At 67.9% G+C, this 25,463-nt stretch carries 27 protein-coding genes; 22 read left to right on the top strand and 5 right to left on the bottom strand.

What is annotated here, in order from left to right; all coding sequences use genetic code 11:
* Nucleotides 1–123 precede the first annotated feature (123 nt).
* The 3 genes from E6C70_RS06170 (at nucleotide 124) to E6C70_RS06160 (ending at nucleotide 2,932) form a co-directional block, all read left to right on the top strand.
* Nucleotides 124–1,035, top strand: coding sequence for an ATP-binding cassette domain-containing protein (locus E6C70_RS06170; RefSeq protein WP_136423229.1), 912 nt, complete (start codon nucleotides 124–126; stop codon nucleotides 1,033–1,035).
* Nucleotides 1,032–1,841, top strand: a complete 810-nt coding sequence (locus E6C70_RS06165; protein ID WP_235833293.1) for an ABC transporter permease — start codon at nucleotides 1,032–1,034, stop codon at nucleotides 1,839–1,841. The genes E6C70_RS06170 and E6C70_RS06165 overlap by 4 nt, the downstream gene beginning before the upstream one ends.
* Nucleotides 1,842–1,906: 65 nt before the next feature.
* Nucleotides 1,907–2,932, top strand: coding sequence for an NADP-dependent oxidoreductase (locus E6C70_RS06160; protein ID WP_136423227.1), 1,026 nt, complete (start codon nucleotides 1,907–1,909; stop codon nucleotides 2,930–2,932).
* A 58-nt stretch (nucleotides 2,933–2,990) separates the two neighbouring features.
* Here the strand turns inward: E6C70_RS06160 and E6C70_RS06155 are convergent, their stop codons facing one another.
* A complete protein-coding gene (locus E6C70_RS06155; RefSeq protein ID WP_136423226.1) occupies nucleotides 2,991–3,620 on the bottom strand; it encodes an HAD-IA family hydrolase in 630 nt (209 codons plus the stop codon).
* 69 nt (nucleotides 3,621–3,689) lie between these two features.
* On the opposite strand from E6C70_RS06155, the gene E6C70_RS06150 reads away from it, so the two are divergent.
* The 13 genes from E6C70_RS06150 (at nucleotide 3,690) to E6C70_RS06090 (ending at nucleotide 14,549) form a co-directional block, all read left to right on the top strand.
* Nucleotides 3,690–4,409 carry an L-threonylcarbamoyladenylate synthase gene (locus E6C70_RS06150; protein ID WP_136423224.1) on the top strand — a complete coding sequence of 240 codons (720 nt, stop codon included), beginning with the start codon at nucleotides 3,690–3,692 and terminating at the stop codon, nucleotides 4,407–4,409.
* Nucleotides 4,406–5,692 carry an MraY family glycosyltransferase gene (locus tag E6C70_RS06145; RefSeq protein ID WP_136423222.1) on the top strand — a complete coding sequence of 429 codons (1,287 nt, stop codon included), beginning with the start codon at nucleotides 4,406–4,408 and terminating at the stop codon, nucleotides 5,690–5,692. The genes E6C70_RS06150 and E6C70_RS06145 overlap by 4 nt, the downstream gene beginning before the upstream one ends.
* On the top strand, nucleotides 5,689–6,162 hold the full coding sequence (locus E6C70_RS06140) for a Cg1360 family ATP-synthase-associated protein (RefSeq protein ID WP_136423220.1): 474 nt from the start codon (nucleotides 5,689–5,691) through the stop codon (nucleotides 6,160–6,162). Before E6C70_RS06145 ends, E6C70_RS06140 begins: the two co-directional genes overlap by 4 nt.
* Before the next feature lie 191 nt (nucleotides 6,163–6,353).
* Nucleotides 6,354–7,148 carry a F0F1 ATP synthase subunit A gene (atpB, locus tag E6C70_RS06135; protein ID WP_136423217.1) on the top strand — a complete coding sequence of 265 codons (795 nt, stop codon included), beginning with the start codon at nucleotides 6,354–6,356 and terminating at the stop codon, nucleotides 7,146–7,148.
* A 59-nt stretch (nucleotides 7,149–7,207) separates the two neighbouring features.
* Nucleotides 7,208–7,444, top strand: coding sequence for a F0F1 ATP synthase subunit C (atpE, locus tag E6C70_RS06130; protein ID WP_136423215.1), 237 nt, complete (start codon nucleotides 7,208–7,210; stop codon nucleotides 7,442–7,444).
* Between the two features lie 30 nt (nucleotides 7,445–7,474).
* Nucleotides 7,475–8,038, top strand: a complete 564-nt coding sequence (locus tag E6C70_RS06125) for a F0F1 ATP synthase subunit B (protein ID WP_136423213.1) — start codon at nucleotides 7,475–7,477, stop codon at nucleotides 8,036–8,038.
* A 5-nt stretch (nucleotides 8,039–8,043) separates the two neighbouring features.
* The gene (locus E6C70_RS06120; RefSeq protein WP_136423211.1) at nucleotides 8,044–8,838 is read left to right on the top strand and encodes a F0F1 ATP synthase subunit delta; all 795 of its coding nucleotides are present in this window, start codon (nucleotides 8,044–8,046) and stop codon (nucleotides 8,836–8,838) included.
* Between the two features lie 51 nt (nucleotides 8,839–8,889).
* Nucleotides 8,890–10,527: a F0F1 ATP synthase subunit alpha gene (atpA, locus tag E6C70_RS06115; RefSeq protein ID WP_136423209.1), complete on the top strand. Its 1,638-nt coding sequence runs from the start codon at nucleotides 8,890–8,892 to the stop codon at nucleotides 10,525–10,527.
* 41 nt (nucleotides 10,528–10,568) lie between these two features.
* Nucleotides 10,569–11,468, top strand: a complete 900-nt coding sequence (locus tag E6C70_RS06110) for a F0F1 ATP synthase subunit gamma (protein ID WP_136423207.1) — start codon at nucleotides 10,569–10,571, stop codon at nucleotides 11,466–11,468.
* Nucleotides 11,469–11,494: 26 nt separating this feature from the next.
* Entirely contained in the window at nucleotides 11,495–12,958 is a 1,464-nt protein-coding gene (gene atpD / locus E6C70_RS06105) for a F0F1 ATP synthase subunit beta (protein WP_136423205.1), read from the top strand.
* 2 nt (nucleotides 12,959–12,960) lie between these two features.
* Entirely contained in the window at nucleotides 12,961–13,221 is a 261-nt protein-coding gene (locus E6C70_RS06100) for a F0F1 ATP synthase subunit epsilon (protein ID WP_136423203.1), read from the top strand.
* Nucleotides 13,222–13,227: 6 nt separating this feature from the next.
* Nucleotides 13,228–13,803 carry a P-loop nucleotide/nucleoside kinase family protein gene (locus E6C70_RS06095; protein ID WP_235833292.1) on the top strand — a complete coding sequence of 192 codons (576 nt, stop codon included), beginning with the start codon at nucleotides 13,228–13,230 and terminating at the stop codon, nucleotides 13,801–13,803.
* Complete coding sequence (locus E6C70_RS06090) at nucleotides 13,800–14,549, top strand: YaaA family protein (RefSeq protein WP_136423201.1); 750 nt, start codon at nucleotides 13,800–13,802, stop codon at nucleotides 14,547–14,549. The genes E6C70_RS06095 and E6C70_RS06090 overlap by 4 nt, the downstream gene beginning before the upstream one ends.
* Before the next feature lie 166 nt (nucleotides 14,550–14,715).
* On the opposite strand, the gene E6C70_RS06085 is transcribed toward E6C70_RS06090, so the two are convergent.
* Together E6C70_RS06085 and E6C70_RS06080 are read right to left on the bottom strand one after the other, a co-directional pair.
* Nucleotides 14,716–15,321 (bottom strand): DNA-3-methyladenine glycosylase I, encoded by a 606-nt coding sequence (locus E6C70_RS06085; RefSeq protein ID WP_136423199.1) that lies wholly within the window; start codon nucleotides 15,319–15,321, stop codon nucleotides 14,716–14,718.
* Nucleotides 15,318–15,860 (bottom strand): methylated-DNA--[protein]-cysteine S-methyltransferase, encoded by a 543-nt coding sequence (locus E6C70_RS06080; protein ID WP_136423197.1) that lies wholly within the window; start codon nucleotides 15,858–15,860, stop codon nucleotides 15,318–15,320. Before E6C70_RS06080 ends, E6C70_RS06085 begins: the two co-directional genes overlap by 4 nt.
* 121 nt (nucleotides 15,861–15,981) lie before the next feature.
* On the opposite strand from E6C70_RS06080, the gene E6C70_RS06075 reads away from it, so the two are divergent.
* Nucleotides 15,982–16,818, top strand: coding sequence for an MBL fold metallo-hydrolase (locus tag E6C70_RS06075; protein WP_136423195.1), 837 nt, complete (start codon nucleotides 15,982–15,984; stop codon nucleotides 16,816–16,818).
* On the opposite strand, the gene E6C70_RS06070 is transcribed toward E6C70_RS06075, so the two are convergent.
* Nucleotides 16,808–17,539 carry a hypothetical protein gene (locus tag E6C70_RS06070; protein ID WP_136423192.1) on the bottom strand — a complete coding sequence of 244 codons (732 nt, stop codon included), beginning with the start codon at nucleotides 17,537–17,539 and terminating at the stop codon, nucleotides 16,808–16,810. The two genes, E6C70_RS06075 and E6C70_RS06070, sit on opposite strands and share 11 nt — an antisense overlap.
* Nucleotides 17,540–17,661: 122 nt before the next feature.
* Between E6C70_RS06070 and E6C70_RS06065 the strand changes: the two genes are divergently transcribed.
* From E6C70_RS06065 to E6C70_RS06045, 5 genes are all read left to right on the top strand, one after another.
* Complete coding sequence (locus E6C70_RS06065; RefSeq protein ID WP_136423189.1) at nucleotides 17,662–18,300, top strand: TetR/AcrR family transcriptional regulator; 639 nt, start codon at nucleotides 17,662–17,664, stop codon at nucleotides 18,298–18,300.
* An 11-nt stretch (nucleotides 18,301–18,311) separates the two neighbouring features.
* Nucleotides 18,312–20,048, top strand: coding sequence for an ABC transporter ATP-binding protein (locus tag E6C70_RS06060; RefSeq protein ID WP_136423187.1), 1,737 nt, complete (start codon nucleotides 18,312–18,314; stop codon nucleotides 20,046–20,048).
* Nucleotides 20,045–22,102, top strand: coding sequence for an ABC transporter ATP-binding protein (locus E6C70_RS06055; protein WP_136423184.1), 2,058 nt, complete (start codon nucleotides 20,045–20,047; stop codon nucleotides 22,100–22,102). Before E6C70_RS06060 ends, E6C70_RS06055 begins: the two co-directional genes overlap by 4 nt.
* Before the next feature lie 145 nt (nucleotides 22,103–22,247).
* Nucleotides 22,248–23,387, top strand: coding sequence for a DUF4192 family protein (locus E6C70_RS06050; RefSeq protein ID WP_136423183.1), 1,140 nt, complete (start codon nucleotides 22,248–22,250; stop codon nucleotides 23,385–23,387).
* A 55-nt stretch (nucleotides 23,388–23,442) separates the two neighbouring features.
* Entirely contained in the window at nucleotides 23,443–24,027 is a 585-nt protein-coding gene (locus E6C70_RS06045; RefSeq protein ID WP_168770864.1) for a DUF2510 domain-containing protein, read from the top strand.
* A 32-nt stretch (nucleotides 24,028–24,059) separates the two neighbouring features.
* Here E6C70_RS06045 and E6C70_RS06040 read toward each other — a convergent pair whose 3' ends face one another.
* On the bottom strand, nucleotides 24,060–25,457 hold the full coding sequence (locus E6C70_RS06040; RefSeq protein ID WP_235833291.1) for an NAD(P)/FAD-dependent oxidoreductase: 1,398 nt from the start codon (nucleotides 25,455–25,457) through the stop codon (nucleotides 24,060–24,062).
* Between the last annotated feature and the right edge of the window lie 6 nt (nucleotides 25,458–25,463).

Below are 25,463 nucleotides of genomic sequence, written 5' to 3'. Positions count from 1 at the left end.
GCCACCTTTCTCGATCCATTGACACCCGTCATGGAACTGTGTATGACTTAAACAAATGTGTATGCCATATACGCTCGCGTAGGTCGTACACACACTATACCCACTACACAGAAAGGCCCCGAGATGACCAATCCAGCCATCGACGTGCGTTCCCTGCGCAAGAGCTTCGGGAATCAGCATGTTCTCGACGGCGTCGACCTCGCGGTCGAGGCCGGATCGATCTTCGCCCTGCTCGGCCCGAACGGGGCGGGCAAGACGACACTCATCAACATCCTCGCCACCCTCACGGCTGCCGACTCCGGCACGGCCATCGTCGCAGGCCACGATGTCGCCGAAGACCCCGACGGCGTTCGCGAGGCCGTCAGCCTGACGGGTCAATACGCGGCCGTCGACGAGGTGCTCACGGGGGAGGAGAACCTGCGCATGCTCGCGCGGCTCTCGGGTTTCTCTGCGGAGCAGGCGCGCGCCCGAGCGACTGAGCTGCTCACCCGCTTCGACCTGACGGACGCGGCGGCGAGACGCGCCAAGAGCTACTCGGGTGGCATGCGGCGCCGGCTGGACATCGCCCTGGGGCTGGTCGCCGATCCGCCCGTACTGTTCCTCGACGAACCGACGACAGGTCTCGACGCCCGCAGTCGCCAGGCCCTGTGGCGGACCATCCGAGAGCTCGCGTCCGCCGGCACGACCATCCTGCTCACGACGCAGTACCTCGACGAGGCGGATGCGCTGGCCGATCGCATCGCGGTGCTCGACGGCGGCCGCATCGTCGCCGAGGGCTCGGCCGCGCAGTTGAAAGCGCGCATCGGCGGCGAGCTCGTCGAGGTCCGGTCGGCCGACGGCGTCCTACTTCGCGAGATTCCGACGGACGGCAGCCTCGACTCCCTCCGCCGGGTGCTCGCCGATGTGGCGGCCGACCCGGCATCCGTCGCCGTCCACGTGGTCGTGCGCAAGCCGAGCCTCGACGACGTGTTCCTCACCATCACGGGCGCCGCACCCCAGAGCACCATCGACGCAGAACAGGAGGTGGCGGCATGAGCACCGCGACCATGACCATGACCACCGCGCCCCGCGTGCGGCGTCCCACCCGACTCGTGACCACGGGAGTGATGATCGGTCGGAGCCTCCGCCACACCGTCCGCAACGTCGACGCGATGATCATGGCGATCATGCTGCCGACCATGCTGATGCTGCTGTTCACCTTCGTGTTCGGCGGCGCGATCGACGGCGGCCGCGGCGGGTACGTCGACTACGTGGTGCCGGGCATCATCCTGCTGTGCGCGGGGTTCGGCGCGGCATCGACTGCCGTCGACGTCGCTGACGACATGTCCAACGGCATCATCGACCGGTTCCGCACGATGCCGTTGAGAGCGATGAGCGTCCTGACAGGGCACGTCGTCGCCAGCCTCGCCCGCAACCTGCTGGCGACCGGCGTCGTCATCGGCGTCGCCCTGCTGCTCGGCTTCCGTCCGAACGCCGACGTGCTCGACTGGCTCGGCGCCATCGGAGTGATCGCCGTGTTCATCCTGGCCATCACCTGGCTCTACGCCGCGATCGGACTGGCCGCGCGCAGCGTCGAGGCCGCGAACGGCTACGGCTTCGCGCTGCTGTTCCTTCCCTACCTCTCCAGCGCGTTCGTGCCGACGGACACCATGCCGAGTTGGCTGCAGTGGATCGCCGAGAACCAGCCCATCACGCCGATCATCGAGACCATCCGCGGCCTGCTGATGGGAACGGATGCCGGAACCCGGCCGTTGTGGGCGATGGGGTGGTGTCTCGTGATCATCGCGGCGGCCTACCTCTGGGGCTCCTGGCTGTTCGCCCGCCGAGCGCGCCGCAACTGAGGCACCAACCCGCGATCGGCGTCTCGGCTCACGAGGCGTCGATCGCGGTCGCCTAGGATCGTCCCGTGACTGAGCAGACGGCGACGGAGACGGCAACCAGCATCCAATGGCACCTCGTGCGGCGCCCCGTGGGCGAACCGACGGGAGAGGACATCGTGCGCGTCGAAGCCGAGCTTCCGCCGCTCGCCAACGGCGAGGTGCGCGTGCGCAACGAGTTCCTCTCGGTCGACCCCTACATGCGCGGACGCATGAACGACATGCGCTCCTACATCCCGCCGTTCGTCCTCGGCGAGGTGATGACCGGGGGAGCAGTGGGCACCGTCGTCGCCTCGCGAGCCGAGGGGCTTTCCGTCGGCGATGTCGTGGTGCACGACCTCGGCTGGCGAGATGTCTCCCAGGCCGACGCCCGCGAGTTCCGGCCGGCGCGCGTGCCCGACGGGCTGCCGAGCTCGCTCGCGCTGAGCGTCCTGGGTGTCACCGGGTTCACGGCGTGGATCGGACTCAAGCTCGTCGCAGGACTCCGCGAGGGCGACGTCGTCTTCGTCTCGGGTGCCGCGGGCGCGGTCGGCAGCATGGTCGGTCAGCTGGCGCGCCTCATGGGGGCGTCCCGCGTGGTCGGGAGCGCCGGGACGGCCGAGAAGGTCGGGCTGCTGACCGAGCGATACGGTTTCGATGCCGGCTTCGACTACACCGAGGGCGGCATCGCCCGCTCGCTGCGCTCGGCCGCGCCCGACGGCATCGACGTGTACTTCGACAATGTCGGCGGCGAGCACCTGGAGGCCGCACTGCGCTCCTTCAACGACGGCGGACGCGCGGCGCTCTGCGGCGCCATCTCGGTCTACAACGCCACCTCCGACCCGGGCGTGAAGTACCTCTCGAACGTCATCACCCGCGGGCTGACCCTCTCCGGCTTCACCATCGTCAACTACTGGTCGCACCTGCCCGCCTTCGCGGCCGACATGCGCGGATGGCTCGCCGATGGGCTGATCACGTGGGATGAGACCGTCGTCGACGGCATCGACGCCACCTTCGACGCCTTCACCGGAGTCATGAACGGTGCGAACATCGGCAAGATGATCGTGCGGCTCTGATCCGAGCTCGGATCGTTCTCGACGGCGCTGCCGGCATCGGGTCTGCTCGGCGCCCTGCTCAGCGCTCGGAGAAGGCGCGGATCGCATCCGCCAGTTCGTCGGTGTTGAACCCGTCCGCGGTGGGCACGAGCTGGAACGCCGTGATGCCGTAGTCCCGAGCCCCCTCGACGTTGGCCGCCGAGTCGTCGGCGAAGAACGCGTTCTCGGGAAGCACGCCGAGTCGTCCGAGCGCCCGGGTGTAGATGCGCCGCTCGGGCTTGCGCGCACCGAGCACGGCGGAGACCAGGTCGTTCTGTCCGACGACGTCGGCGACGTCCGGGGCCAGCACGCCGAGTGAGTCCTTGAAGATCACCGGATTGTTCGACAGCAGCGACACGGCACCGAGCTCCGCGGCGAGGTGCAGCGCGGCGATCGATCCGTCGATCCTCGTCATCGCCGCGGCCCGAGCCTCTTGCCATTGCTCGAGCGTGAGAGCCGCGCCGGTGACGTCGGCGAAGGCGGCCAGGTACTCCTCGGTCGTGGCCAGCTCGCCGCGCTCTGCGGCCTCCTCGAAGCCGCCGGCCCACCACGCATCCGCGAGGTGGTACTGACTCACGCCGGTGAGCTCGGCCAGCCGCGGCAGTCGCTTGCGGAAGTCGTAGTCGTAGAGCGTCTTGTCGCAGTCGAAGAAGAAGACGTCACGGCTCATGCCTCCAGTATCGCGGTAGCGGGTGCCGCGACCGGGGCTCACAGCCGCCGCGACCTACAATCAGTTGTCATGCCTGAACGCGTCTTCGACACCTCCGTCGACACCGAACTCCTCACCGGAATGCGGCTCGCGCGCGCCGCGATCGGCCGCGGAGCGCTCGTCGTGCTCCCGACCGACACGGTGTACGGCATCGCGGCCGACGCATTCAACCCGGCAGCCGTGCAACGCCTGCTCGACGCCAAGGGTCGCGGTCGCACGTCGCCGCCTCCCGTGCTCATCCCCGGCATCCCCACCCTCGACGCACTCGCGGAGACGGTTCCGGATGCCGTCCGCGCCCTCGTGGCCGCGTTCTGGCCGGGCGGGCTGACGCTCATCCTCCCGGCGCAGCCCTCCCTCGTGTGGGACCTCGGCGAAACCAGGGGCACGGTGGCGCTCCGCATGCCCGCCAACACGGTGGCGCTCGAACTGCTCAGGGAGACCGGGCCACTCGCCGTGTCCTCCGCCAATCTCACGGGCGAGCCGTCCGCCCTCGACGCGCGCTCGGCTCAGGCGATGCTCGGCGACGCCGTGGAGATCTACCTCGACGGCGGTTCGACCGGCCGCGATTACGGCACAGAGGGGGTCGCGACGGCGGCATCCGGATCGACCATCGTCGACGCGACCGACCTCGCCGCCGGCACCGGAGGGTTGCGGATCGTGCGGCAGGGCGTGATCACCCGCGAGGCGATCGCGGACGTCGTCGGCGACACGCTGGCGCCGGCGGAGGCCGAGGTGGCCGACCCCGCATGACCCTGTTCATCAGCCTCGCGCTCATCACCGCACTCATCACCTTCGGGCTCTCGCTCGTGATCTACCGACTCGCCCACCGCTTCCGCCTCTACCCCAAGATCCGCGAGCGCGACGTGCACACCCGTCCGACGCCGCGCCTCGGGGGTGTCGCGATGTTCCTCGGCGTCGTCGGTGCCGTGCTGGTCGCCTGGGCGTTCTCGGCGCAGCTGCCGCCGCTGCGCATCGTGTTCGCCAACCCCGAGCAGATTCTCGCGATCCTCGGTGCCGCCGCCCTCATCGTGGCCATCGGCGTCGCCGACGACATCTGGGACCTCGACTGGATGACCAAGCTCGCCGGGCAGTTCATCGCCGCCGGGTTGATCGCCTGGAAGGGCGTCCAGATCTACGCGTTGCCTCTCGGCCAGCAGATCGTGGGCACTTCCCTGATGAGCCTCATCATCACGATCTTCGCGATCGTGCTCGTGATGAACGCCATCAACTTCATCGACGGGCTCGACGGGCTCGTCGCCGGGGTCGCGCTCATCGCGAACGGCGTGTTCTTCCTGTACACCTACCTGCTCGTGCAGCAGACCTCGCCGTCGAACTACTTCAATCTCGCGTCCGTCCTCGCCGCGATCGTCGTGGGAGCCTGCGCCGGGTTCCTGCCGCTCAACTGGCATCCGGCGCGACTCTTCATGGGTGACGCGGGAGCGCTGCTCATCGGCCTGCTCATGGCCACGTCGGCGATCGCGGTCACGGGACAGACCAACACAGCTGCCATCACCGCGCTGGGACGCTCGCAGTTGCTCCCGGCGTTCATCCCGATCATCCTGCCGTTCGCGGTGCTGGTCATTCCGCTGCTCGACTTCGGGCTCGCCGTCGTACGGCGGCTGCGTGCGGGCAAGTCGCCGTTCAGCGCCGACCGCAAGCACCTGCACCACCGCCTGCTCGACATGGGCCACTCGCACCTCCACGCCGTGCTCATCCTGTACGGGTGGACCGCGGTGGCCTCCGTCGGCTGCCTGCTGTACTTCGTGCTGCCCACCTACGCCGGCCTGCCCAGCTGGTGGGCGACGGTCTTCCTGGCCGTCGGCTTCATCGTCTGCACGGTGCTCACCCTCGCCCCGCTCAGCCGCCGCAAGGCCGTCGAGGCGGTCAGTCAGGCCACGGATGCCGAGAGCCCCGAGGCCGACAGGATCGCCGTGCTCGACCCGCTCGACGAGGCATCCGAGACCCGCCTGGCGCTCGATGACGACGGCGACGAGCTCGAACCAGAATCCCTCCCCATCCGAAGGACCCCATGAGCACCAACACCCCCACGTCCAATCCGGTGATGAAGCGCGCCCTCGTGTGGGGCGGCCTGCTCGCCCTGGTGATCATGGTGGTCGGTGCGATCGTCGGCGGCATCGTCGCCGGGTGGCCCGGAGTGGCCAGCGCGCTCGTCGGCACGGCGCTCGCGGTCGTGTTCATGGGCATCACGGCGGCGAGCATCCTCCTGGCCAACAGGTTCGCCGGGGGAGACCTGTTCGTCCCCGCCTTCTTCGGCATCGTGATGGGCGGTTGGCTGCTCAAGCTCATCGTGTTCGTGGTTCTCGTCTTCGTGCTCAAGGCACAGCCCTGGGTGCAGCCGGTCGTGCTGTTCCTCAGCGTCGTGGCGGGGGTGATCGGCTCGCTCGTTGTCGACGTCGTCGTCGTCATGCGCTCCCGGATGCCCTACGCGAGCGACGTGCAGCTCCCGGTACCGCCGAAGGAGGCGGACGACGCACCCCGATAACGACGACGCACCCCGATAACAAGGAGTGCGCTCCCAGATTGGGTCGAAGCCCGTTTCTCTTGTAGAGTGAACGGAGATTCCCCCGGGTCTGCGACGTAGATGTCTGCGTCCGTGACCGAATCCCTTTCGCTCGTCGTCGTGAGAGTTCGCTCCACGCCCCGAAACAGGAGATAGCGCTGCTAGCTAACGCTGTGAACCTTCTGGTTCAGACCGCAAACGACGATGGCGGGTTCCACGCTCCGTCCATTCTGGAGTTCTTCCCGCCTGCCCTCCTCTTCGAGGGGACGCCGTTCGAGATCAATCGCATCATGATCATCCGCTTCATCGCGGTGATCGCCGTGGTGCTCATCTTCTGGCTCGGCACCCGCAACATGCGGATGGTGCCCGGCCGGTTCCAGAGCATCGTGGAGATGGGCCTGGACTTCGTCCGCGTCAGCGTCGCCGAGGACCTGCTCGGTCGCAAGGACGGCAAGCGCTTCCTTCCGCTGCTCACCACCATCTTCTTCATGGTGCTGTTCATGAACCTGACGGGCATCATCCCGTTCCTCAACATCGCGGGCACCAGCGTCATCGGCGTGCCGCTCGTGCTGGCGATCATCGCGTACGTCGTGTTCATCTACGCCGGCATCAAGAAGAGCCCGGCCAACTTCTTCAAGAACGCGCTGTTCCCGCCCGGCGTCCCGCTGTTCCTGTACATCATCGTGACGCCCATCGAGTTCGTCTCGACGTTCATCCTGCGGCCGATCACGCTCACTCTCCGACTGCTCATGAACATGGTAGTCGGCCACCTGCTGCTGGTGCTGTTCTTCTCGGCCACCTCGTTCTTCCTGTTGATGTTCAACTGGTACTCGCTCTTCTCCGTCGGCACGATCGCCTTCGGTCTCGCCTTCACGCTCTTCGAGATCCTCGTCGCGGTGCTGCAGGCCTACGTCTTCACACTGCTCACCGCTGTCTACGTGCAGCTCGCGGTCGCTGAAGAGCACTAGGACACACCCCAAAGACTCGGGCGCATCGCCCGGAACACACCCCAAGGAAAGGTAACAACGTGGACGCAACCACCGTTCTCGCGGACATCAGCGGATCGATCGCGACGGTCGGCTACGGCCTCGCCGCCATCGGCCCGGCCATCGGCGTGGGCATCGTCGTCGGCAAGACGATCGAGGGCGTCGCTCGTCAGCCCGAGCTGGCCGGCCGCCTCCAGGTCCTCATGTACATCGGTATCGCCTTCACCGAGGCGCTCGCGTTCATCGGCATCGCGACCGCCTTCATCTTCGGCTACTAAGCCGCCGTCACCTCGATTCAAGGAGGCACCGTGCTTCACGGAGTGCTGAGCATCGCCGCCGCGGCGGAGGAGACCCGCAACCCACTCATCCCCGAGTGGTACGACATCATCTGGTCGTCGGTCTGCTTCATCGTTCTCTTCGTCTTCTTCTGGCGCGTGGCTCTGCCGCGCATGAAGAAGCTGCTCGACGAGCGCGGCGAGGCCATCGAGGGCAACATCGCCAAGGCGGATGAGGCGCAGCGTCAGGCCGAGGCCGCGCTCGAGCAGTACACCGCGCAGCTCGCGGATGCTCGTGCCGAGGCCGGCAAGATTCGCGAGGGTGCTCGTGAGGACGGCAAGAAGATCGTCTCCGAGGCGCGCGAGACCGCGTCGTCGGAGGCGGGCCGCATCACGGCCGCCGCCCAGGCGCAGATCGAGGCCGAGCGCCAGGCCGCTGTCGTCTCGCTCCGCAGCGAGGTGGGCACGCTCGCGATCGACCTCGCCTCCGGTGTGATCGGCGAGAGCCTGACCGACGACAAGCGCGCCAGTGCCATCGTCGACCGCTTCCTCGCCGACCTCGAGGCCGACGAGTCGGCGACAGCCGGAAAGAAGTAGCAACCATGGGTTCAGCGACCAGAGAGGCACTCGCTCAGGCGAGGGCAGCACTGACCGCGCAGGACGGCGTCGACCTCACGACGGCCGCCGACCTGTTCGCCGCGGCGCGCGTCATCGGCAGTTCTCGGCAGCTGACCGCGGCCATCGCCGACGTCGGCGCCGAGGCTCCGGCCAAGACCGCGCTGGTGAAGGCCCTGTTCGGCGCGACCGTGAGTCCGGCGGCACTCGAGTTGCTCGACGTGGTCGCATCGCAGCGGTGGTCACGTGCCGACGACGTGCTCGAGGGCATCGAAGACCTCGGGCTGCGCGCCGCCGCGCGCTCGAGCGATGGCGACGCGTCCATCGACGACGAGCTGTTCTCGTTCGGCCACGTGGTATCCAGCAACTCCGAACTCGAACTGGGGCTCAGCTCCCGGCTTGGAGACGACGCGGCCAAGGTCGCGCTCGTGGACACACTCCTCGGCGGCAAGGCATCCGCCGCCACCATCGTGATCCTCTCGCACCTCGTGCAGCTGCCGCGCGGCCGCCGCATGGGTGAACTCGTGCGGCACGCCGCATCCGTCGTCGCCGACGAGTCGGGATACTCGGTGGCGACCGTGACCTCGGCCGCGCCCCTCACCGACGACCAAGTCGACCGCCTCGCGACGGGCCTGGCGGCGCGGTACGGCCGGGACATCCGCATCAACCAGGTCGTCGACGCGTCCGTCATCGGCGGACTGCGCGTGCAGGTCGGCGACGACGTCACCGACGGCAGCGTCGCCAAGCGACTCGGCGACCTCCGCCTCCAGCTCGCCGGTTAGACCGGCCCCCAGACAGCACAACCTGTACCCGGTACAGAAAAAGGGAAGATCATGGCAGAACTCACCATCAGCCCCGATGAGATCCGCAACGCTCTCAAGGACTTCGTCGACTCGTACGAGCCCGGCGCGGCCGGCACCACCGAGGTGGGCCACGTGACCGATGCCGGCGACGGCATCGCGCACGTCGAGGGCCTGCCGAGCGTGATGGCCAACGAGCTCATCCGCTTCGCGGACGGAACCCTCGGTCTCGCGCTCAACCTCGACGAGGACGAGATCGGTGTCGTCGTGCTCGGCGAGTTCTCGGGCGTCGAGGAGGGCCAGGAGGTCACTCGCACCGGCGAGGTCCTCTCGGCTCCGGTCGGCGACGGCTTCCTCGGCCGCGTGGTCGACCCGCTCGGAAACCCGATCGACGGACTCGGCGACATCGAGGCGGAAAAGCGCCGTGCCCTCGAGCTTCAGGCACCCGGCGTCATGCAGCGCAAGAGCGTGCACGAGCCGCTGCAGACCGGCATCAAGGCGATCGACGCGATGATCCCCGTCGGCCGTGGCCAGCGTCAGCTCATCATCGGCGACCGCCAGACCGGCAAGACGGCCATCGCGATCGACACCATCATCAACCAGAAGGCCAACTGGGAGTCGGGCGACGAGAACAAGCAGGTGCGCTGCATCTACGTCGCCATCGGCCAGAAGGGCTCCACGATCGCCTCCGTCAAGGGCGCGCTCGAGGAGGCCGGCGCCATGGAGTACACCACCATCGTGGCGGCTCCGGCATCCGACCCGGCCGGATTCAAGTACCTCGCCCCCTACACCGGCTCGGCCATCGGCCAGCACTGGATGTACGGCGGCAAGCACGTCCTCATCATCTTCGACGACCTGTCGAAGCAGGCGGAGGCCTACCGCGCCGTCTCCCTCCTCCTCCGCCGCCCGCCGGGACGCGAGGCGTACCCCGGCGACGTGTTCTACCTGCACTCCCGCCTGCTCGAGCGTTGCGCCAAGCTCTCCGACGAGCTCGGCGCCGGCTCGATGACCGGCCTGCCGATCATCGAGACCAAGGCCAACGACGTCTCGGCCTACATCCCCACCAACGTGATCTCGATCACCGACGGCCAGATCTTCCTGCAGTCCGACCTGTTCAACTCGAACCAGCGTCCCGCGGTCGACGTCGGCATCTCGGTCTCGCGTGTCGGTGGCGACGCGCAGGTCAAGTCGATCAAGAAGGTCTCGGGAACGCTCAAGCTCGAGCTCGCCCAGTACCGCTCGCTCGAGGCGTTCGCGATGTTCGCCTCCGACCTGGATGCGGCCAGCCGTCGCCAGCTCGCCCGCGGCGCCCGACTCACCGAGCTGCTCAAGCAGCCGCAGTACTCGCCGTACCCGGTCGAGGAGCAGGTCGTGTCCATCTGGGCCGGAACCAACGGCAAGCTCGACGAGGTCCCGGTTGCCGACATCCTGCGGTTCGAGCGCGAGATGATCGACTACCTCGGACGCAACACCGAGGTGCTCACCACCCTCCGCGAGACCAATGTGCTCGACGACGACACCACCAAGGCGCTGGACGCCGGGGTGGACTCGTTCAAGAAGGAGTTCCAGACCTCGGAGGGTGCGTCGCTGGCATCCGTCGCCGACGCCCCGGTGGAGCCGATCGCCAAGGAAGAAGTCGATCAGGAGAAGATCGTCAAGGGCCGTCGCTGAGCTAGCGGCCGCACGACGACCTCGAGAACGACAGGAGAGACATGGGAGCCCAACTTCGGGTCTATCGGCAGAAGATCAGATCTGCCCAGACGACCAAGAAGATCACCCGTGCCATGGAGCTGATCAGCGCATCACGCATCCAGAAGGCGCTGGGTCGCGTTCAGGCGTCCACGCCCTATTCACGCGCCATCACGCGTGCCGTGTCGGCCGTGGCGACGCACTCGAACGTCACGCACGTGCTCACGACGGAGCGCACGAACGTCACCCGCGCCGCCGTGGTCATCTTCACCTCGGACCGCGGCCTGGCCGGCGCGTTCAACTCGCAGATCCTGCGTGAGGCGGAGAAGCTGACGTCGTTGCTCCGGTCGGAGGGCAAGGAGGTCGTGTACTTCCTCGTCGGCCGCAAGTCGGTGGGCTACTTCACCTTCCGTCGCCGTTCCTCTGAGCGGCAGTGGATCGGTGGAACGGACAACCCCGACGTCGAGACCGCACGAGAGATCGCGGATGCCGTGCTCAGCGCGTTCCTGCGCGACCCGGAGGATGGCGGGGTCGGTGAGATCCACATGGTCTTCAACCGCTTCGTGAGCATGATGACGCAGGATCCGTCCGTCGTGCGGCTGCTGCCGCTCGTCGTCGTGGACGCGGAGGAGACCGACGCCAAGCGCGAGGTGCTGCCGCTGTACGAGTTCGAGCCCGACGCCGAGACCGTGCTCGACTCGCTGCTGCCCGCGTACATCGAGAGCCGCATCTTCAACGCGATGCTGCAGTCCTCCGCGGCCAAGCACGCCGCGACGCAGAAGGCCATGAAGAGCGCATCGGACAACGCCGACAAGCTCATCACCAACTACACCCGCCTGGCGAACGAGGCCCGGCAGTCCGAGATCACCCAGCAGATCGCCGAGATCGTCGGCGGAGCCGACGCACTCGCGTCCGCCAAGTAAAGAATTCGCCCAGAAGGAAGAGACACATGACTATCGCCGACACCGCGCCGGTCCAGGCCGAGGAGAAGACCCCCGGGGTCGGACGCGTCGCCCGCGTCACCGGCCCCGTCGTCGACATCGAGTTCCCGCACGACTCGATCCCCGACATCTACAACGCGCTGAAGACGACGATCGTCATCGGCGAGGACAGCACCGAGATCACCCTCGAGGTGGCACAGCACCTCGGCGACGACCTCGTGCGCGCCATTGCTCTCAAGCCGACGGACGGCATCGTCCGCGGCCAAGAGGTCCGTGACACCGGTGCCGCCATCTCGGTTCCCGTCGGCGACGTCACCAAGGGCAAGGTCTTCAACGTCATCGGTGAGGTTCTCAACGCCGAGCCGGGTGAGACCATCGAGATCACCGAGCGCTGGCCCATCCACCGCAAGCCCCCGCGCTTCGACCAGCTCGAGAGCAAGACGCAGCTGTTCGAGACCGGCATCAAGGTCATCGACCTGCTCACCCCGTACGTGCAGGGTGGCAAGATCGGCCTGTTCGGTGGCGCCGGTGTGGGCAAGACCGTGCTCATCCAGGAGATGATCCAGCGCGTGGCCCAGGACCACGGTGGTGTCTCCGTGTTCGCCGGGGTCGGCGAGCGCACCCGTGAGGGCAACGACCTCATCGCCGAGATGGAGGAGGCGGGCGTGTTCGACAAGACCGCCCTCGTCTTCGGCCAGATGGACGAGCCGCCGGGAACCCGCCTCCGCGTCGCGCTCTCCGCGCTGACCATGGCTGAGTACTTCCGCGACGTGCAGAAGCAGGACGTGCTGCTGTTCATCGACAACATCTTCCGCTTCACTCAGGCCGGGTCCGAGGTGTCGACGCTGCTCGGTCGCATGCCGTCCGCGGTGGGCTACCAGCCGAACCTCGCCGACGAGATGGGCGTGCTCCAGGAGCGCATCACCTCGACGCGTGGACACTCGATCACCTCGCTGCAGGCGATCTACGTGCCCGCCGACGACTACACGGACCCGGCGCCGGCCACCACGTTCGCGCACCTCGACGCCACCACCGAACTCTCGCGCGAGATCGCTTCCAAGGGCCTCTACCCCGCCGTCGACCCGCTGACGAGCACGTCGCGCATCCTCGACCCCCGCTACCTGGGCGAGGACCACTACCGCGTCGCCACGACGGTCAAGCAGATCCTCCAGAAGAACAAGGAGCTGCAGGAGATCATCGCCATCCTTGGTGTCGACGAGCTCTCCGAGGAGGACCGCATCACCGTGTCGCGGGCTCGCCGCATCCAGCAGTTCCTCTCGCAGAACACCTACATGGCGAAGAAGTTCACCGGTGTCGAGGGTTCGACCGTTCCGCTGAAGGACACCATCGAGTCGTTCGACGCGATCGCCAAGGGCGAGTTCGACGACGTCGCCGAGCAGGCGTTCTTCAACGTCGGCTCGATCAGCGACGTCGAGGAGAAGTGGGCCCAGATCCAGAAGGAGAACGGCTGATCATGGCGGTCCTCACCGTGAGTGTCGTCTCGGCCGACCAGGAGATCTGGTCGGGCGAGGCGCGCATGGTCGTCGCCAAGACCGTCGAAGGCGAAATCGGCATCCTCCCGGGGCACGAGCCGCTGCTCGCCGTCCTGTCCACGGGGCAGGTGCGGGTCACGCTCGACAGCGGTGAGAAGATCATCGCCGACGCCACGGACGGGTTCATCTCGGTCGACGAGAACGAGGTCCAGATCGTCGCCAGCCGGGCAGAGCTCGAGTAGGCGATCATGGCTTCGGGGGAGGCGCCGGCCGTCCGGCAGTTCGGGGATCTTCGCAAGATGTGGATCGTGGTCATGGCCGGTCTTCCGGGTTCCGGCAAGTCGACGATCGCCGAGATCCTGGCCAGTCGGGTCGGTGCGACGGTCGTCTCCGTCGACCCGATCGAGTCGGCCATCCTGTCGGCCGGCATCGATGCCGACCAGCCGACCGGCCTTGCGGCCTACCTCGTGGCTGAGACGATCGCCGAGAGTGTGCTTCAGGGCGGTCACTCCGTCGTCGTCGACGCGGTCAACGCCGTGGAGCCGGCGCGCATGCAGTGGCGCAACCTGGCCGAGCGTTCGGGCGCCATCCTGCGTGTGGTCGAGGTGGTGTGCTCGGACGAGGCCCTGCATCGCGAGCGGCTCGACAAGCGCGTGCGCGGTCTTCCCCACCTCGAGGAGCTCACCTGGCGAGCCGTCGAGCAGAGCCTCGAGGGCTACGAGACCTGGACGGGCACGACGGCATCGATGCCTCGTGTGACCATCGACAGCGCGCAGCCGCTCGGTGCGAACGTCGAGGCCGCTGTGGCCTTCGTCGCCGGTTGATCGTCGTCCTCCCGCCCTCCGAGACGAAGAACGACGGCGGAGACGGCGCACCCCTCGACGTGCGAACGCTCGTCATGCCCCGGCTCGCATCACGGCGGCGCGTGGTCGTTCGAGCGGTACGCACCCTTGCGGCCGACGTGGACTCCGCCGTCGCAGCCCTCAAGCTCGGCCGCACCCAGCACGCCGAGGTCGCTCGCAACCGTGCTGTCGCGCGCTCGGCGACGATGGCCGCGATCGACCGCTACACGGGCGTGCTCTACGAGGGTCTGCGCGCCGAGACGTTGACGGATGACGAGCGCGCATTCGCCCACGATCATGTGCTCATCCAGTCCGCACTGCTCGGTCCGGTCGCGGCGCTCGACCTCATTCCGGCGTATCGCCTCTCGCACGACTCGCGGCTGCCAGAGCTCAGCCTCCGCACGCACTGGAACGCGGCAGTCTCCCGGGAGTTCGCCGCACTGCCCGGGCTCCTGCTCGATCTGAGGTCGGAGGGATACGTGGCGCTGGGAGCTGCTCCCGATCGTGCCGACTCGGTATACCTGCGCGTGCTCACGGTGGACACCGAGGGTCGACGACGCGCGCTGAACCACTTCAACAAGAAGGCCAAGGGGGAGTTCACGCGCTGGATCATCACCTCGAGAGTCGACGTCGACACGGTATCCGAGCTCACCGAACGAGCAGCCAGCGACGGATGGCGTCTCGAGCCGGTGCCCGGCCGGCCGCGGGAACTCGCTCTGCTGGTCTGAGCGCCATCGCGCCTCGATCGTTGGCGGAGGCTGATCGCTCAGGGGCCCGATCGCACAGGGGTCGGATCGCCCGAGGATCTGATCGCTCAGGGGTCTGATCGTCCGAGGATCTGATCGCTCAGGGGTCCGATCGCTCAGGGGTCTGGTCGCGATGACGCGGTCGCGGTCAGCCCGCTCGCCAGCAGCCGGCGAGGTGATCGTCGACCATACCGGTCGATTGCATGAGGGCGTACATCGTCGTCGGGCCGACGAAGCGGAACCCTCTGGAGCGAAGCTCCTTGCTCATCGCCGTGGACTCGGGCGTCACCGCCGGCACGTCGGACCACGCCACAGGACGGCGTCGACCGGTCGGTGGGGGAGCGAAGCCCCACATCAGGTCGGAGATGCTCTCGTCGAGCGCCAGCACGGCTTTCGCATTGCCGATGGTCGCCTCGATCTTGCCGCGGTGACGGATGATGGCCGCGTCCTGCAGAAGACGCTCCACATCGCTCTCGGTCATGTCCGCAACCTGCTGCGGGTCGAAGTCGTGAAACGCGGACCGGAACGCCGGTCGCTTGCGGAGGATGGTGATCCAGGACAACCCAGCCTGGAAGCCCTCCAGGCACAGCTTCTCGAACAGCCGCCGGTCGTCGTGCAGCGGGGCTCCCCACTCCTCGTCGTGGTAACGCCGGTACTCCGCGTCGTCGGCGCCCCACGCACAACGCGCCTTCCCATCGTCGCCCATGACGAGGGTCGGAGGCACCGACGGAACCGGCGATCCGCTCGAACTCATGCGTCGACGGGTTGGAGGTCGAACAGGGCGGGAGCCGCGCCGCGGTGGGCGATCTCCTCGTGGTCGAGAAGCCAGACCTTGGTGGGGATGCCGTTGCCGCCGCTGTAGCCCGTGATGTGGCCGGTGGAGGAGAGCACCCGGTGGCACCCGATCAACAGCGGAACCGGGTTGGCCCCGACCGCCTGCCCGATGGCGCGGCCCGCGTGCGGCCGGTCGATGGCGTGCCCGATCTCACCGTACGATCGGACGTCTCCCCACTCGATGGCGGCGATCTGCGCCCAGACCGCCTTCTGGAAGGCGGTGCCCTGCGGATCGACCGGGACGTCGAATTCGGTGCGCTCACCGGCGAAGTACTCGCGCAACTGGCGCACGGCCTCGGCGAGCACCGGGGTGGTCATCGTGTCGACTCCGTCGTGGGGGAGCGTCCCGTCGTGCTCCATGGACACGGAGGTGACGGATGTGCCGTCGCTGGTGATCTCGATGCGCCCGATGGGACTGTCGATGCGCTCCAGGTAGAGGATGCCGGTCGTGGTGGTCATGGTTCGAATCTAGCCGGGGCGGCCGACATCCTCTCGCGGTAATCGGACATCGGTGCGCTCGCCTCCGGCCGGGTCACCGGGGGAGGAGCCAGGGAGGAGACGGGGTGCGTAGGATCGCCCCATGACGACATGGACGACGGTGGCGCACGGCATCCGTCACGCCCGCTTCGAGCCGATCGACGTCTCCATCACGGTCATCCACGGTCGCGAGCGCGACGGGCTGCTGCTGGTCGACACTCGGTGCAATCCGCGCGAGGGAGGAGAACTCGCGGGCGAGGTCGCCGCGCTCGACATCGGCCCCGTCACCCATGTCGTCAACACCCACGCACACTACGACCACACCTTCGGCAATCAGGTGTTCACGGGCGCGGAGATCCACGGGCACGCCGGGATCGCAGCGCACTTCCGCGAGTTCGAAGGACCTCGACTGGAGGCCTGGACGGCAGACCCCTCCGCTGCGCCCCAGTACGACTGGACCGACGTGCAGCTCACGCCGCCCACGCATCCGCATTCCTCGCGGGCGGAGATCGACGTCGGCGGGCGGAGGGTGGAGCTGATTCCGCTGGGCCCCGGCCACACCGACACCGACGTCGCTGTTCACGTGCCGGACGCGGGCGTGTGGGTGCTCGGCGATGTCATCGAGCAGTCGGGGCCGCCACTGTACGGTTCCGGCGCGTTCCCCCTCGACTGGCCCGAGGTGCTGAGGGGGCTCGTCGACGTCATCGGGGCGGATGAGGTGGTCATCCCGGGACACGGAACGCCTGTCGACCGCGCCTTCGTCGAGCGTCAGGCCGTCATGCTGCAGGTCGTCGCCGACGTGATTCGGGAGGGGCACGCGTCACGAGAGCCCATCGAGTACGTCGCCGAGCGCGCGTCGACACGATCGGGGATGCCGCTGGAGATCGTCGAGTCCGGGGTGCTGCGGGGCTACCAGCAGCTCTCGGCCCTCACCGGGTAGGCGTCGCGGAGAGGTCCACGAGCGCCGCCCGATCGAGGAAGTAGTGCGCGTAGTGCTCCTCCAGCTCAGGCGAAAGGCCCGCGGTCTCGGTTCCGACGAGGGAGTGCAGTTCGTCGTCGCGCGCCAGGGCGGAGATATCGCCGTACGGCGCGAGCATCCCCGTGAAGGACGGATCGTCGGCTCGCTTGGCGGCCTCCGCCTCCAGGAGGGCGGTGAGACGCTCCCGCTCGGCGCGTCCGGTGCGTTCCCAGGCCACGTGGAGCATCTCGTGGGCGGCCGTCACCGTCTCGAGGTCGGCACCGCTCGGTCCGAGGGCGCCGAGATCCCGGATGTGGATGATGCCGCTCGACGGAACGAAGCACCCCAGGGTCTGGGCTCCCCCGCCGCCGGAGTGGCCCCCGGACTCGGCGCCAGTCCCACTGTCCGCATCGGCACACGCCTTATCGAATGTCGAGGCCGGCTCGATCGACGGATCCGCGCCGAGGAACAACCGCTGCCCGGTGCTGGTCATCCCCGCCGCATCCGCCAGCTTCCTGGTCGCGGAATCCGCCGGCGACGTCCAGGCACGCACCTGTTCCGTAACGGCCGGCGCCCATCCGATCGCTGCACCGGCGATGAGCAGGACGAGCGCGATGCCAGCCCAGAGCAGGAGATCGCGGGATCGCCGCGGCGGATCCGGCTGGAAGCGCGAGTCGGGTTCGCCATCGATGTAGTAGTCCATCTCGCCCCCTCCGTCAGCGCAGTCTACGTCGGTGTCGGCATCGGGCGGCATCACCCGTTCGCGGCGAAGAATTTAGCCGAGATCCTTGACTGAGTGAGCGCTCACTCAGTTATGCTGTCGGCATGGTGGATGACAAACCGACCCGCGCCAAGCCGCTCTCTCGCGAGGGGCGCCGTCAGGCGATCGCCGACGCGGTCATCCCATTGCTCAAACAGCACGGTCGCTCCGTGACGAGTCGACAGATCGCGGAGGCCGCGGGAGTCGCGGAGGGAACGGTCTACTCCGTCTTCGTCGACAAGGAGGACCTCATCCACGCCGCCGTGGAGCGGAACGCCGAGCACGCCTCCATCGTCGAGGATGTCGCGTCCATTCCCGTCGACCTCCCGCTCGCCGCGACTGTCGTCGCAGTCGTTGACCTGGTGCAGCATCGGCTGCGCGACATGTTCACCCTGATGGCCGCGATCGGCTTCCGGCCGCCGGCAGCGGATCATCCCCGACGGGTGAACCGGGCCGAGTCGGATGCCGTGGCCGAACGGATCGTCGCGTTGCTGGAGCACCACCGCGCCGAGTTGCGCATCCCGCCGCAGCGCGCGGCAGCCCTCATCCGCATCACCACGCTGTCTATGACGCACCCGATGATCTCCGACGGAGAGGCGTTCACTCCGGAGGACATCGCCGACCTGCTGCTCCACGGAATCGCCAACGGATCCCGGCCGATCATCGCCCAGCCCGACCCCGCATCAGAATTCGCTACCGCGTAGAAAGTCCGATCATGCTCGTCCGCCTGCTCCGCACCTATCTCCGGCCCTACTGGGCGCTCCTGCTCGGCGTCATCGTCTTCCAGCTGTTGCAGTCCGTCGCCTCGCTCTACCTGCCGACCCTCAACGCGGACATCATCGACAAGGGGGTTTCGACGGGCGACACCGGTTACATCCTCTCGACCGGCGGATGGATGCTCGTCATCACCCTCGGTCAGATCGTGTGTTCGATCGCGGCGGTGTACTTCGGTTCGCGCGCGGCGATGTCGCTGGGTCGCGACCTGCGCCAGGCCGTGTTCCGCCGGGTCGGAGCATTCTCGGAGCGCGAGGTCTCGAGCTTCGGAGCGCCATCGCTCATCACCCGCTCGACGAACGACGTGCAGCAGGTGCAGATGCTGGTGCTGATGACGTGCACACTCCTCGTCTCCGCTCCGATCCTGGCCATCGGCGGTGTGATCATGGCCATGCGGCAGGACCTCCAGCTGTCCTGGCTCATCGCCGTCAGTGTTCCCGTGCTCCTCGTTCTGGTGGGGCTCATCGTCACGCGCATGGTTCCGCTCTACCGGCTCATGCAGAAGCGCATCGACCGGGTGAACCTGGTGCTCCGCGAGCAGCTCACCGGCATCCGTGTGATCCGGGCGTTCGTCAGGGAGCCCGTCGAGCGCGCTCGGTTCGGCGAGGCCAACGCCGAGCTCACCGACACGGCGACCCGAGCCGGGCGCTTGATGGTGCTCATGTTCCCGATCGTCATGGCCGTCCTCAATTTCTCGAGCGTCGCTGTGCTCTGGTTCGGCGCGTTCCGCATCCAGGACGGATCGATGCAGGTCGGCACGCTGATGGCATTCCTGCAGTACCTCATGCAGATCCTCATGGCGGTGATGATGGCCACGTTCATGGCCGTGATGATTCCGCGCGCTTCTGTCTCCGGCGATCGCATCTCGGAGGTCCTCGACACGCCTTCGAGCGTCGTGGCCCCCGTCGAGCCCGTCACCTCCCTCGCCGAGCGGAGTGCGATCGAACTGCGGGACGTGTCGTTCTCCTACCCCGGAGCTGAGCAGCCGGTGCTGCACGGACTCACCTTCCGCACTGAGCCGGGCACAGTAACGGCCGTGATCGGCAGCACAGGTGCGGGCAAGACGACCCTCGTCAACCTCCTGCCGCGGCTGTTCGACGCCACGGACGGCTCCGTGCTCATCGACGGAGTCGACGTGCGCGACCTGGAACCCGACCTGCTCTGGAGTCGCATCGGGCTCGTGCCGCAGAAGCCCTACCTGTTCTCGGGGACGGTGCGCTCCAACCTGCTCTACGGCAAGCCGGATGCGACGGATGACGAGCTCTGGCATGCCCTCGAAGTCGCCCAGGCACGCGGATTCGTCGGGGCGATGACCGGCGGACTCGACGCCGCCGTCGCGCAGGGCGGCACCAACCTCTCCGGCGGTCAGCGACAACGCATCGCGATCGCGAGGGCGCTCGTCAAACGTCCCGAGATCTACGTCTTCGACGATTCCTTCTCGGCCCTCGACGTGGCGACGGATGCCCGGCTCAGACGCGCACTGCGAGCAGATGTCGGCGACGCCTCGATGTTCGTGGTCGCGCAGCGGGTGTCGAGCATCGTCGACGCCGACCTCATCCTCGTGCTCGAGGATGGCGTGATCGTCGACCGGGGGACCCACGACGAGCTCCTCGAGACCTCGCCGACCTACGAGGAGATCGTCTCCAGCCAGCTCAGCGCCCGGGAGGCAGCAGCATGACCGCCCGCGACGACAACGAGGAAGCCCTGGTTCCGGCATCCGTCCAGGCGGAGGTCGCCGGTGGGGAGGAGGCGGCGCCATCCTCGGCGGCCGCCCAACCGCCCCGTCAGGGCGGACCCGGCCGTGGCGGCCCGTTCGGCGGAGGCGCGAGCCTGCCGGCCGAGAAGCCGATGACGTTCCTGCCGTCGGCCAAGCGCCTGATCGGCCGACTGAAGCCGGAGCGGGTCCCGGTCATCACCGTGACGATCCTCGCGATCATCGGCGTCGTCTTCAGCGTCCTCGGCCCGAAACTGCTCGGCGAGGGCACCAACATCATCTTCGAGGGTGTCGTCTCCGCTCAGATGCCGGCCGGCGCGACCAAGCAGCAGGTCGTCGATCAGCTGCGCGCATCCGGCAACACCCAACAGGCCGACATGGTCAGCGCGATGAACCTCACGCCGGGGCAGGGTGTCGACTTCCACGCGCTCGCGATGGTCCTGCTCGGCGTGCTCGTGCTCTACCTGCTGTCGAGCCTGTTCCAGTGGCTGCAGGGCTACGTGCTCAACGGCGCCATCCAGCGCACGGTCTTCCGGCTGCGCTCCGATGTGGAGGACAAGATCAATCGGCTCCCTCTGAAGTACTTCGACGGTATGCAGCGCGGCGAGGTGCTCAGCCGAGTCACCAACGACATGGACAACGTGTCGCAGACGCTGCAGCAGACTCTGAGTCAGATGCTCACGAGCATTCTCACGGTCGTCGGCGTCGTGGTGATGATGTTCACCATCTCGCCGCTGCTCGCCCTCGTCGCCCTCGTGACCGTGCCGCTCACGACGTTGGTCACCGTCGTCATCGCCAAGCGCAGCCAGAAGATGTTCGTCTCGCAGTGGAAGTACACCGGTGAGCTCAATGCCCGCATCGAGGAGACCTTCACCGGGCACGCCCTCGTCAAGGTGTTCGGGCGGCAGCGGGAGGTCGATGGCCTCTTCGACGCCAAGAACGACGAGCTCTTCCGGGCGAGCTTCGGTGCGCAGTTCGTATCGGGCATCATCATGCCCGCCATGATGTTCATCGGGAACCTGGTGTATGTGGCGATCGCCGTCGTGGGCGGTCTGATGGTCGCCGGGGGCACCCTGCGGCTCGGCGATGTGCAGGCGTTCATCCAGTACTCGCGCCAGTTCGCCCAGCCGCTCAGCCAGCTCGGCTCGATGGCCAACCTCCTTCAGTCGGGCGTCGCGAGCTCGGAGCGCATCTTCGCGCTCCTGGATGCCGAAGAGGAGTCGCCCGACCCCGTGGATCCGCAGACGACGACAGTCGACGACGACGCCGGCGGTGCCCGACTCGCGTTCGAGCACGTCTCGTTCCGCTATGCCGCGGACAAGCCGCTCATCGAGGACATGAACCTGGTGGCGGCGCCAGGATCGACGGTCGCGATCGTCGGACCCACGGGAGCGGGCAAGACGACCCTCGTCAACCTCATCATGCGCTTCTACGAGATCGATTCCGGTCGCATCACGCTCAACGGTGTCGACACCGCCACGATGACACGGGATGACCTCCGCTCACGGATGGGCATGGTGCTGCAGGACACCTGGCTGTTCGGCGGGACCATCCGGGAGAACATCGCCTACGGCCGACCGGATGCGAGCGAGGAGGAGATCCGCGCCGCAGCGGTGGCGACGTACGTCGATCGCTTCGTGCATTCCCTTCCCGATGGCTACGACACCGTTCTGGATGACGAGGCCGGCAACATCTCGGCGGGAGAGCGCCAGCTCGTCACCATCGCCCGGGCCTTCCTCGCCCGACCCTCCGTGCTCATCCTCGACGAGGCGACGAGCTCGGTCGACACCCGCACGGAGGTGCTCGTGCAGCAGGCGATGTCGGCGTTGCGCACCAACCGCACGAGCTTCGTGATCGCGCACCGGCTCTCGACGATCCGCGACGCGGACGTCATCCTGGTGATGGAGGACGGCTCGATCGTCGAGCAGGGCTCCCACGCAGAACTGCTGGCGGCGGGAGGCGCTTACTACAGCCTGTACAACGCGCAGTTCCAGGCGCCGGTGGACGAGCAGGTCTGACGAGCGGGGTGGATGCTCAGGCCTGACGCAGGACCGGCCAGCGGGCCCGAGGCGACTCCTTCCCCGCTGACGTTCGTTGTCAACCCTCCACAGCGGGGCGGATGACGACCACTCCCGCCACCCGCCTGCCACCACGCTGGTCGTCATGCCAACAGTCATCACGGCGGCCGACGGCGCCGACTTCCTCGCCCTCGTCCCGCACCTGCTCGGATACCAGCCCGAGCGCAGCGTCGTCCTGGTCGCCTTCCGGGGCAGACGGACCTGCGGCGCTCTCCGCTTCGACCTGCCGGACGCCGCGTCCACGGCGCAACTGCGACGGACGGCCACGACGATGGTGGGAATGCTGTGCCGCATCCCGTCCGTCGACGCGATGGTTGCCGTTGTCTACACGGATGCCACGTTCGCCGATGGGATGCCTCACGCCGACCTGCTCGACGTCCTCGTCCATCGGGCCGAGGTCAGCGGACTTCGCGTGCGGGATGCGTTCTGCGTCGGCGTCGATGCCTGGGCGTCCCTCCTCGACCCGGAGAGCCCGAAAGGCGGTCATCCGCTCGGGGAGATAGCCGCCTCCGCGGTCTCCGCGGTCGCCCGTGCCGAGGGGCTCTCCACCGATCGGCAGCCGAAAGGCGAGGTGAGTCTGCCGAGCGTGAGTCTGGCAGACGCCGAGCGTGTCGCCAGGATCCTCGACAGCGTAGACCGCCACTGCGTCGCCGGGACCGTGCTCGAGGTCGCCGCCGCGCCTCTGATGGACCTCGTCGCGCGCGTCGAAGAGCTGCTCGGGCGTCCCGTGGGCGACCTGCGTGCAGGTGATCTGGCGCTGCTGGGAGCGGTCGCCGAGCGTCCATTGCAGCGTGACGTCGTCATCCTGCAGGTCGCCTTCGGCCGCGCGGCGGGTCACCGGGCTGCAGCGATGCAACTCGCGGCGCTCGACGGCGAGAGCATCGATGACGACGCCGGCGCCCACCTGCTGTCGGGGACGGGTCCACGTCCGGATCCCGACCGCCTCGAGCGCGGGATCGAGGTGATGAGCCTGGTTACGGCAGCGATGCCGAGATCGCGCCGTGCGGGTGCGTTCAGCATGTTGGCGTGGTTCCATTGGGCGCTGGGCTCGTCATCGCGTGCGGCCGTTCACATCGATCGAGCCCTGGAATGCGACCCGGGACACGGCCTCAGCGAACTCATCGATCGGATGGTCCGCGGCGGCCGCCTCCCCGACTGGGCGTTCGACGTTCCGCTTGTCGATGAGAGCGAGGTGCGTTACGCGGCGTTACCGCACAGCGCCTGATTCGACCCCTATGCTCGGCAACGGAAACGACGACGTCGAGCGATGGGAACAGTTCATGGCGACAGCCCCCGGTTGGTACCCCGAGCCGGACGGATCCGGCGGATCCCGCTGGTGGGACGGGTCGGCGTGGACGGAGCACGTACATGTCGGAAGCGAGGCGTCCGGAGTGCCGGCCGTGAAGCCTACGCTGGTCTACACGCCGTGGATCTGGATCATGGTCGTCTTGCCGAGCATCGCGGGCCTGCCCCAATACTTCATCGACTTCTCGCGGGACATGCCGACGTATTCGCAGCTCCGGCAGGGCAGCAGCCAATCGGCGATGCTCGCCCTGTACTCAGACCCCGCGTACGTCGCCTCACTGGCAGCCGGATGGGTGGTCTACGGCCTGCTCGTCCTGTTCGCGTTCTTCGACCGGAGGGCGCTGATCGCCGGCGGTCACCAGCGCACGTTCCACTGGGCCTGGACCTTCCTCAACGCCCTCGTCTATGTCATCGGCCGCTCCGTCGTCGTGCGTCGTCAGACCGGACGAGGATTCGCGCCGATGTGGGTGGCCATCGCGCTGACGGTGGTCGCCTTGATAGGAGGTGTGCTCCACGCCGTCAGCCTGATGTCCACGATGATCTCGAACATGCCCGGCTGAACAGGCACCGCGTGAGCGAGCTGGCTCGCCGATCAGTGGCCGGTGAGGGGCGCGAGCAGCTTCGCCGCCACGGACGGCTGACCGGTTCGGCGTTCCTCGGCATCCGCGACGGTCATGCCGACCAGGCCGAGGTTCGCGCCGACGAACCGCAGCGGCTCCGGCTCCCACCGGGGTGAGCGGTGGCCGACCCACGGCAGCTCCGTGAGCGGCGTGCTCTCGCCCCGCACGAGGTCGGCGAGGGTGCGCCCGGCGAGGTTGGTCGTCGAGAGCCCGTCGCCGACGTAGCCGCCCGCCGTGCCGACTCCCGTCCGCGCGTTGTAGTTGACGGATGCGTGCCAGTCGCGCGGAACGCCGAGCGGGCCGCCCCAACGATGCGTGATGGCGGCGCCACGCGCAGCCGGCAGCAGGTCGCCGAGCGCGCGCTCGAGGTGGCTGAATACCGTGTCATCGCGATCGAACGCGGGGGAGATGCGACTGCCCCAGTGGTAGCGGGCGCCGCGTCCGCCGAACGCGATGCGGTCATCCGCGGTGCGCTGCGCATAGACCAGGAGGTGGCGGTAGTCGGAGAACGTCTGGCCGTGCTCGATGCCGATCGCCTCCCAGGTCGAAGCAGGCAGCGGCTCGGTGGCGATCATCAGCGAATACAGCGGGAGCACGTGACGCCCGACCCGGGGGAGTTGAGCGCCGAAGCCCTCGACCGCGATGATGACGCTTTGCGCGGTGACGACGCCCTCGAAGCCCTCGGCATCGGAGGCGCGCACGTGCACGCGGTGCGGACCCCACCCCGTGACCTCGCTGCGCTCGACGATCTCGACGCCGAGCCCCTCGACCACACGGGCGAGTCCGCGCACGAGCCGTGCCGGCTGCACTCGGGCGCAGGCGGGGTCGAACACCGCGGCGACGGATGCGCCATCGACGAGCGGCGCGACGCCGTAGCGCGCGCTGGCACTCTCATCGAGGAACTGGAGACGATCCACGCCGTAACGCTGGGCGTTGGCGACGTCGGCCACCCCAGCGGCGCGCTGCACGACGTCTCGGGTGAAGTTCAGCGTGCCGCCCGCGACGAAATCGCAGTCGATGCCCTCGGCATCCGTCACCCGCCCGACCTCGTCGACGGTGTCGATCATGGCTCGGCGCATCGCGAGCGCCGCCTCCCTGCCGTGAGCACGTTCCAGTGATTCCGTCCCTCGGGGGAACAGGGCGGAGCACCATCCGCCGTTGCGCCCCGAGGCGCCGAACCCGGCGATCTCCTTCTCCACCACGAGGATGGCGAGCGACGGATCGGCCTTGGCGAGGTAGTACGCGGTCCAGAGCCCGGTGAGGCCGCCGCCGACGATGCAGACGTCGACGCGGCGGTCGCGTCGGAGCGATGGCCGCGGCACGAGCGCGTCCTCGCCGGACTCCGCGAGCGCATCGAACCAGAAGCTCAACGACCG

The organism is Orlajensenia flava, from assembly GCF_004801905.1.
In the GTDB taxonomy this organism is placed as follows: Bacteria; Actinomycetota; Actinomycetes; order Actinomycetales; family Microbacteriaceae; genus Orlajensenia; species Orlajensenia flava.
The sequence above is the reverse complement of the archived record's forward strand: the minus strand, read 5'-3'. Positions and strand labels throughout refer to the sequence as shown.

Bases quoted from the DNA above. Each gene is read 5' to 3' on its own strand.
- E6C70_RS06110 (WP_136423207.1), top strand. From the start codon at position 10,569: ATGGGAGCCCAACTTCGGGTCTATCGGCAGAAGATCAGATCTGCCCAG.
- E6C70_RS06060 (WP_136423187.1), top strand. From the start codon at position 18,312: ATGCTCGTCCGCCTGCTCCGCACCTATCTCCGGCCCTACTGGGCGCTC.
- E6C70_RS06075 (WP_136423195.1), top strand. From the start codon at position 15,982: ATGACGACATGGACGACGGTGGCGCACGGCATCCGTCACGCCCGCTTC.
- E6C70_RS06095 (WP_235833292.1), top strand. From the start codon at position 13,228: ATGGCTTCGGGGGAGGCGCCGGCCGTCCGGCAGTTCGGGGATCTTCGC.
- E6C70_RS06165 (WP_235833293.1), top strand. From the start codon at position 1,032: ATGAGCACCGCGACCATGACCATGACCACCGCGCCCCGCGTGCGGCGT.
- E6C70_RS06065 (WP_136423189.1), top strand. From the start codon at position 17,662: ATGGTGGATGACAAACCGACCCGCGCCAAGCCGCTCTCTCGCGAGGGG.
- E6C70_RS06155 (WP_136423226.1), bottom strand. From the start codon at position 3,620: ATGAGCCGTGACGTCTTCTTCTTCGACTGCGACAAGACGCTCTACGAC.
- E6C70_RS06080 (WP_136423197.1), bottom strand. From the start codon at position 15,860: ATGACCACCACGACCGGCATCCTCTACCTGGAGCGCATCGACAGTCCC.
- E6C70_RS06170 (WP_136423229.1), top strand. From the start codon at position 124: ATGACCAATCCAGCCATCGACGTGCGTTCCCTGCGCAAGAGCTTCGGG.
- atpA (WP_136423209.1), top strand. From the start codon at position 8,890: ATGGCAGAACTCACCATCAGCCCCGATGAGATCCGCAACGCTCTCAAG.
- E6C70_RS06055 (WP_136423184.1), top strand. From the start codon at position 20,045: ATGACCGCCCGCGACGACAACGAGGAAGCCCTGGTTCCGGCATCCGTC.
- E6C70_RS06120 (WP_136423211.1), top strand. From the start codon at position 8,044: ATGGGTTCAGCGACCAGAGAGGCACTCGCTCAGGCGAGGGCAGCACTG.
- atpD (WP_136423205.1), top strand. From the start codon at position 11,495: ATGACTATCGCCGACACCGCGCCGGTCCAGGCCGAGGAGAAGACCCCC.
- E6C70_RS06050 (WP_136423183.1), top strand. From the start codon at position 22,248: ATGCCAACAGTCATCACGGCGGCCGACGGCGCCGACTTCCTCGCCCTC.
- E6C70_RS06150 (WP_136423224.1), top strand. From the start codon at position 3,690: ATGCCTGAACGCGTCTTCGACACCTCCGTCGACACCGAACTCCTCACC.
- E6C70_RS06070 (WP_136423192.1), bottom strand. From the start codon at position 17,539: ATGGACTACTACATCGATGGCGAACCCGACTCGCGCTTCCAGCCGGAT.
- E6C70_RS06145 (WP_136423222.1), top strand. From the start codon at position 4,406: ATGACCCTGTTCATCAGCCTCGCGCTCATCACCGCACTCATCACCTTC.
- E6C70_RS06045 (WP_168770864.1), top strand. From the start codon at position 23,443: ATGGCGACAGCCCCCGGTTGGTACCCCGAGCCGGACGGATCCGGCGGA.
- E6C70_RS06140 (WP_136423220.1), top strand. From the start codon at position 5,689: ATGAGCACCAACACCCCCACGTCCAATCCGGTGATGAAGCGCGCCCTC.
- E6C70_RS06100 (WP_136423203.1), top strand. From the start codon at position 12,961: ATGGCGGTCCTCACCGTGAGTGTCGTCTCGGCCGACCAGGAGATCTGG.
- E6C70_RS06085 (WP_136423199.1), bottom strand. From the start codon at position 15,321: ATGAGTTCGAGCGGATCGCCGGTTCCGTCGGTGCCTCCGACCCTCGTC.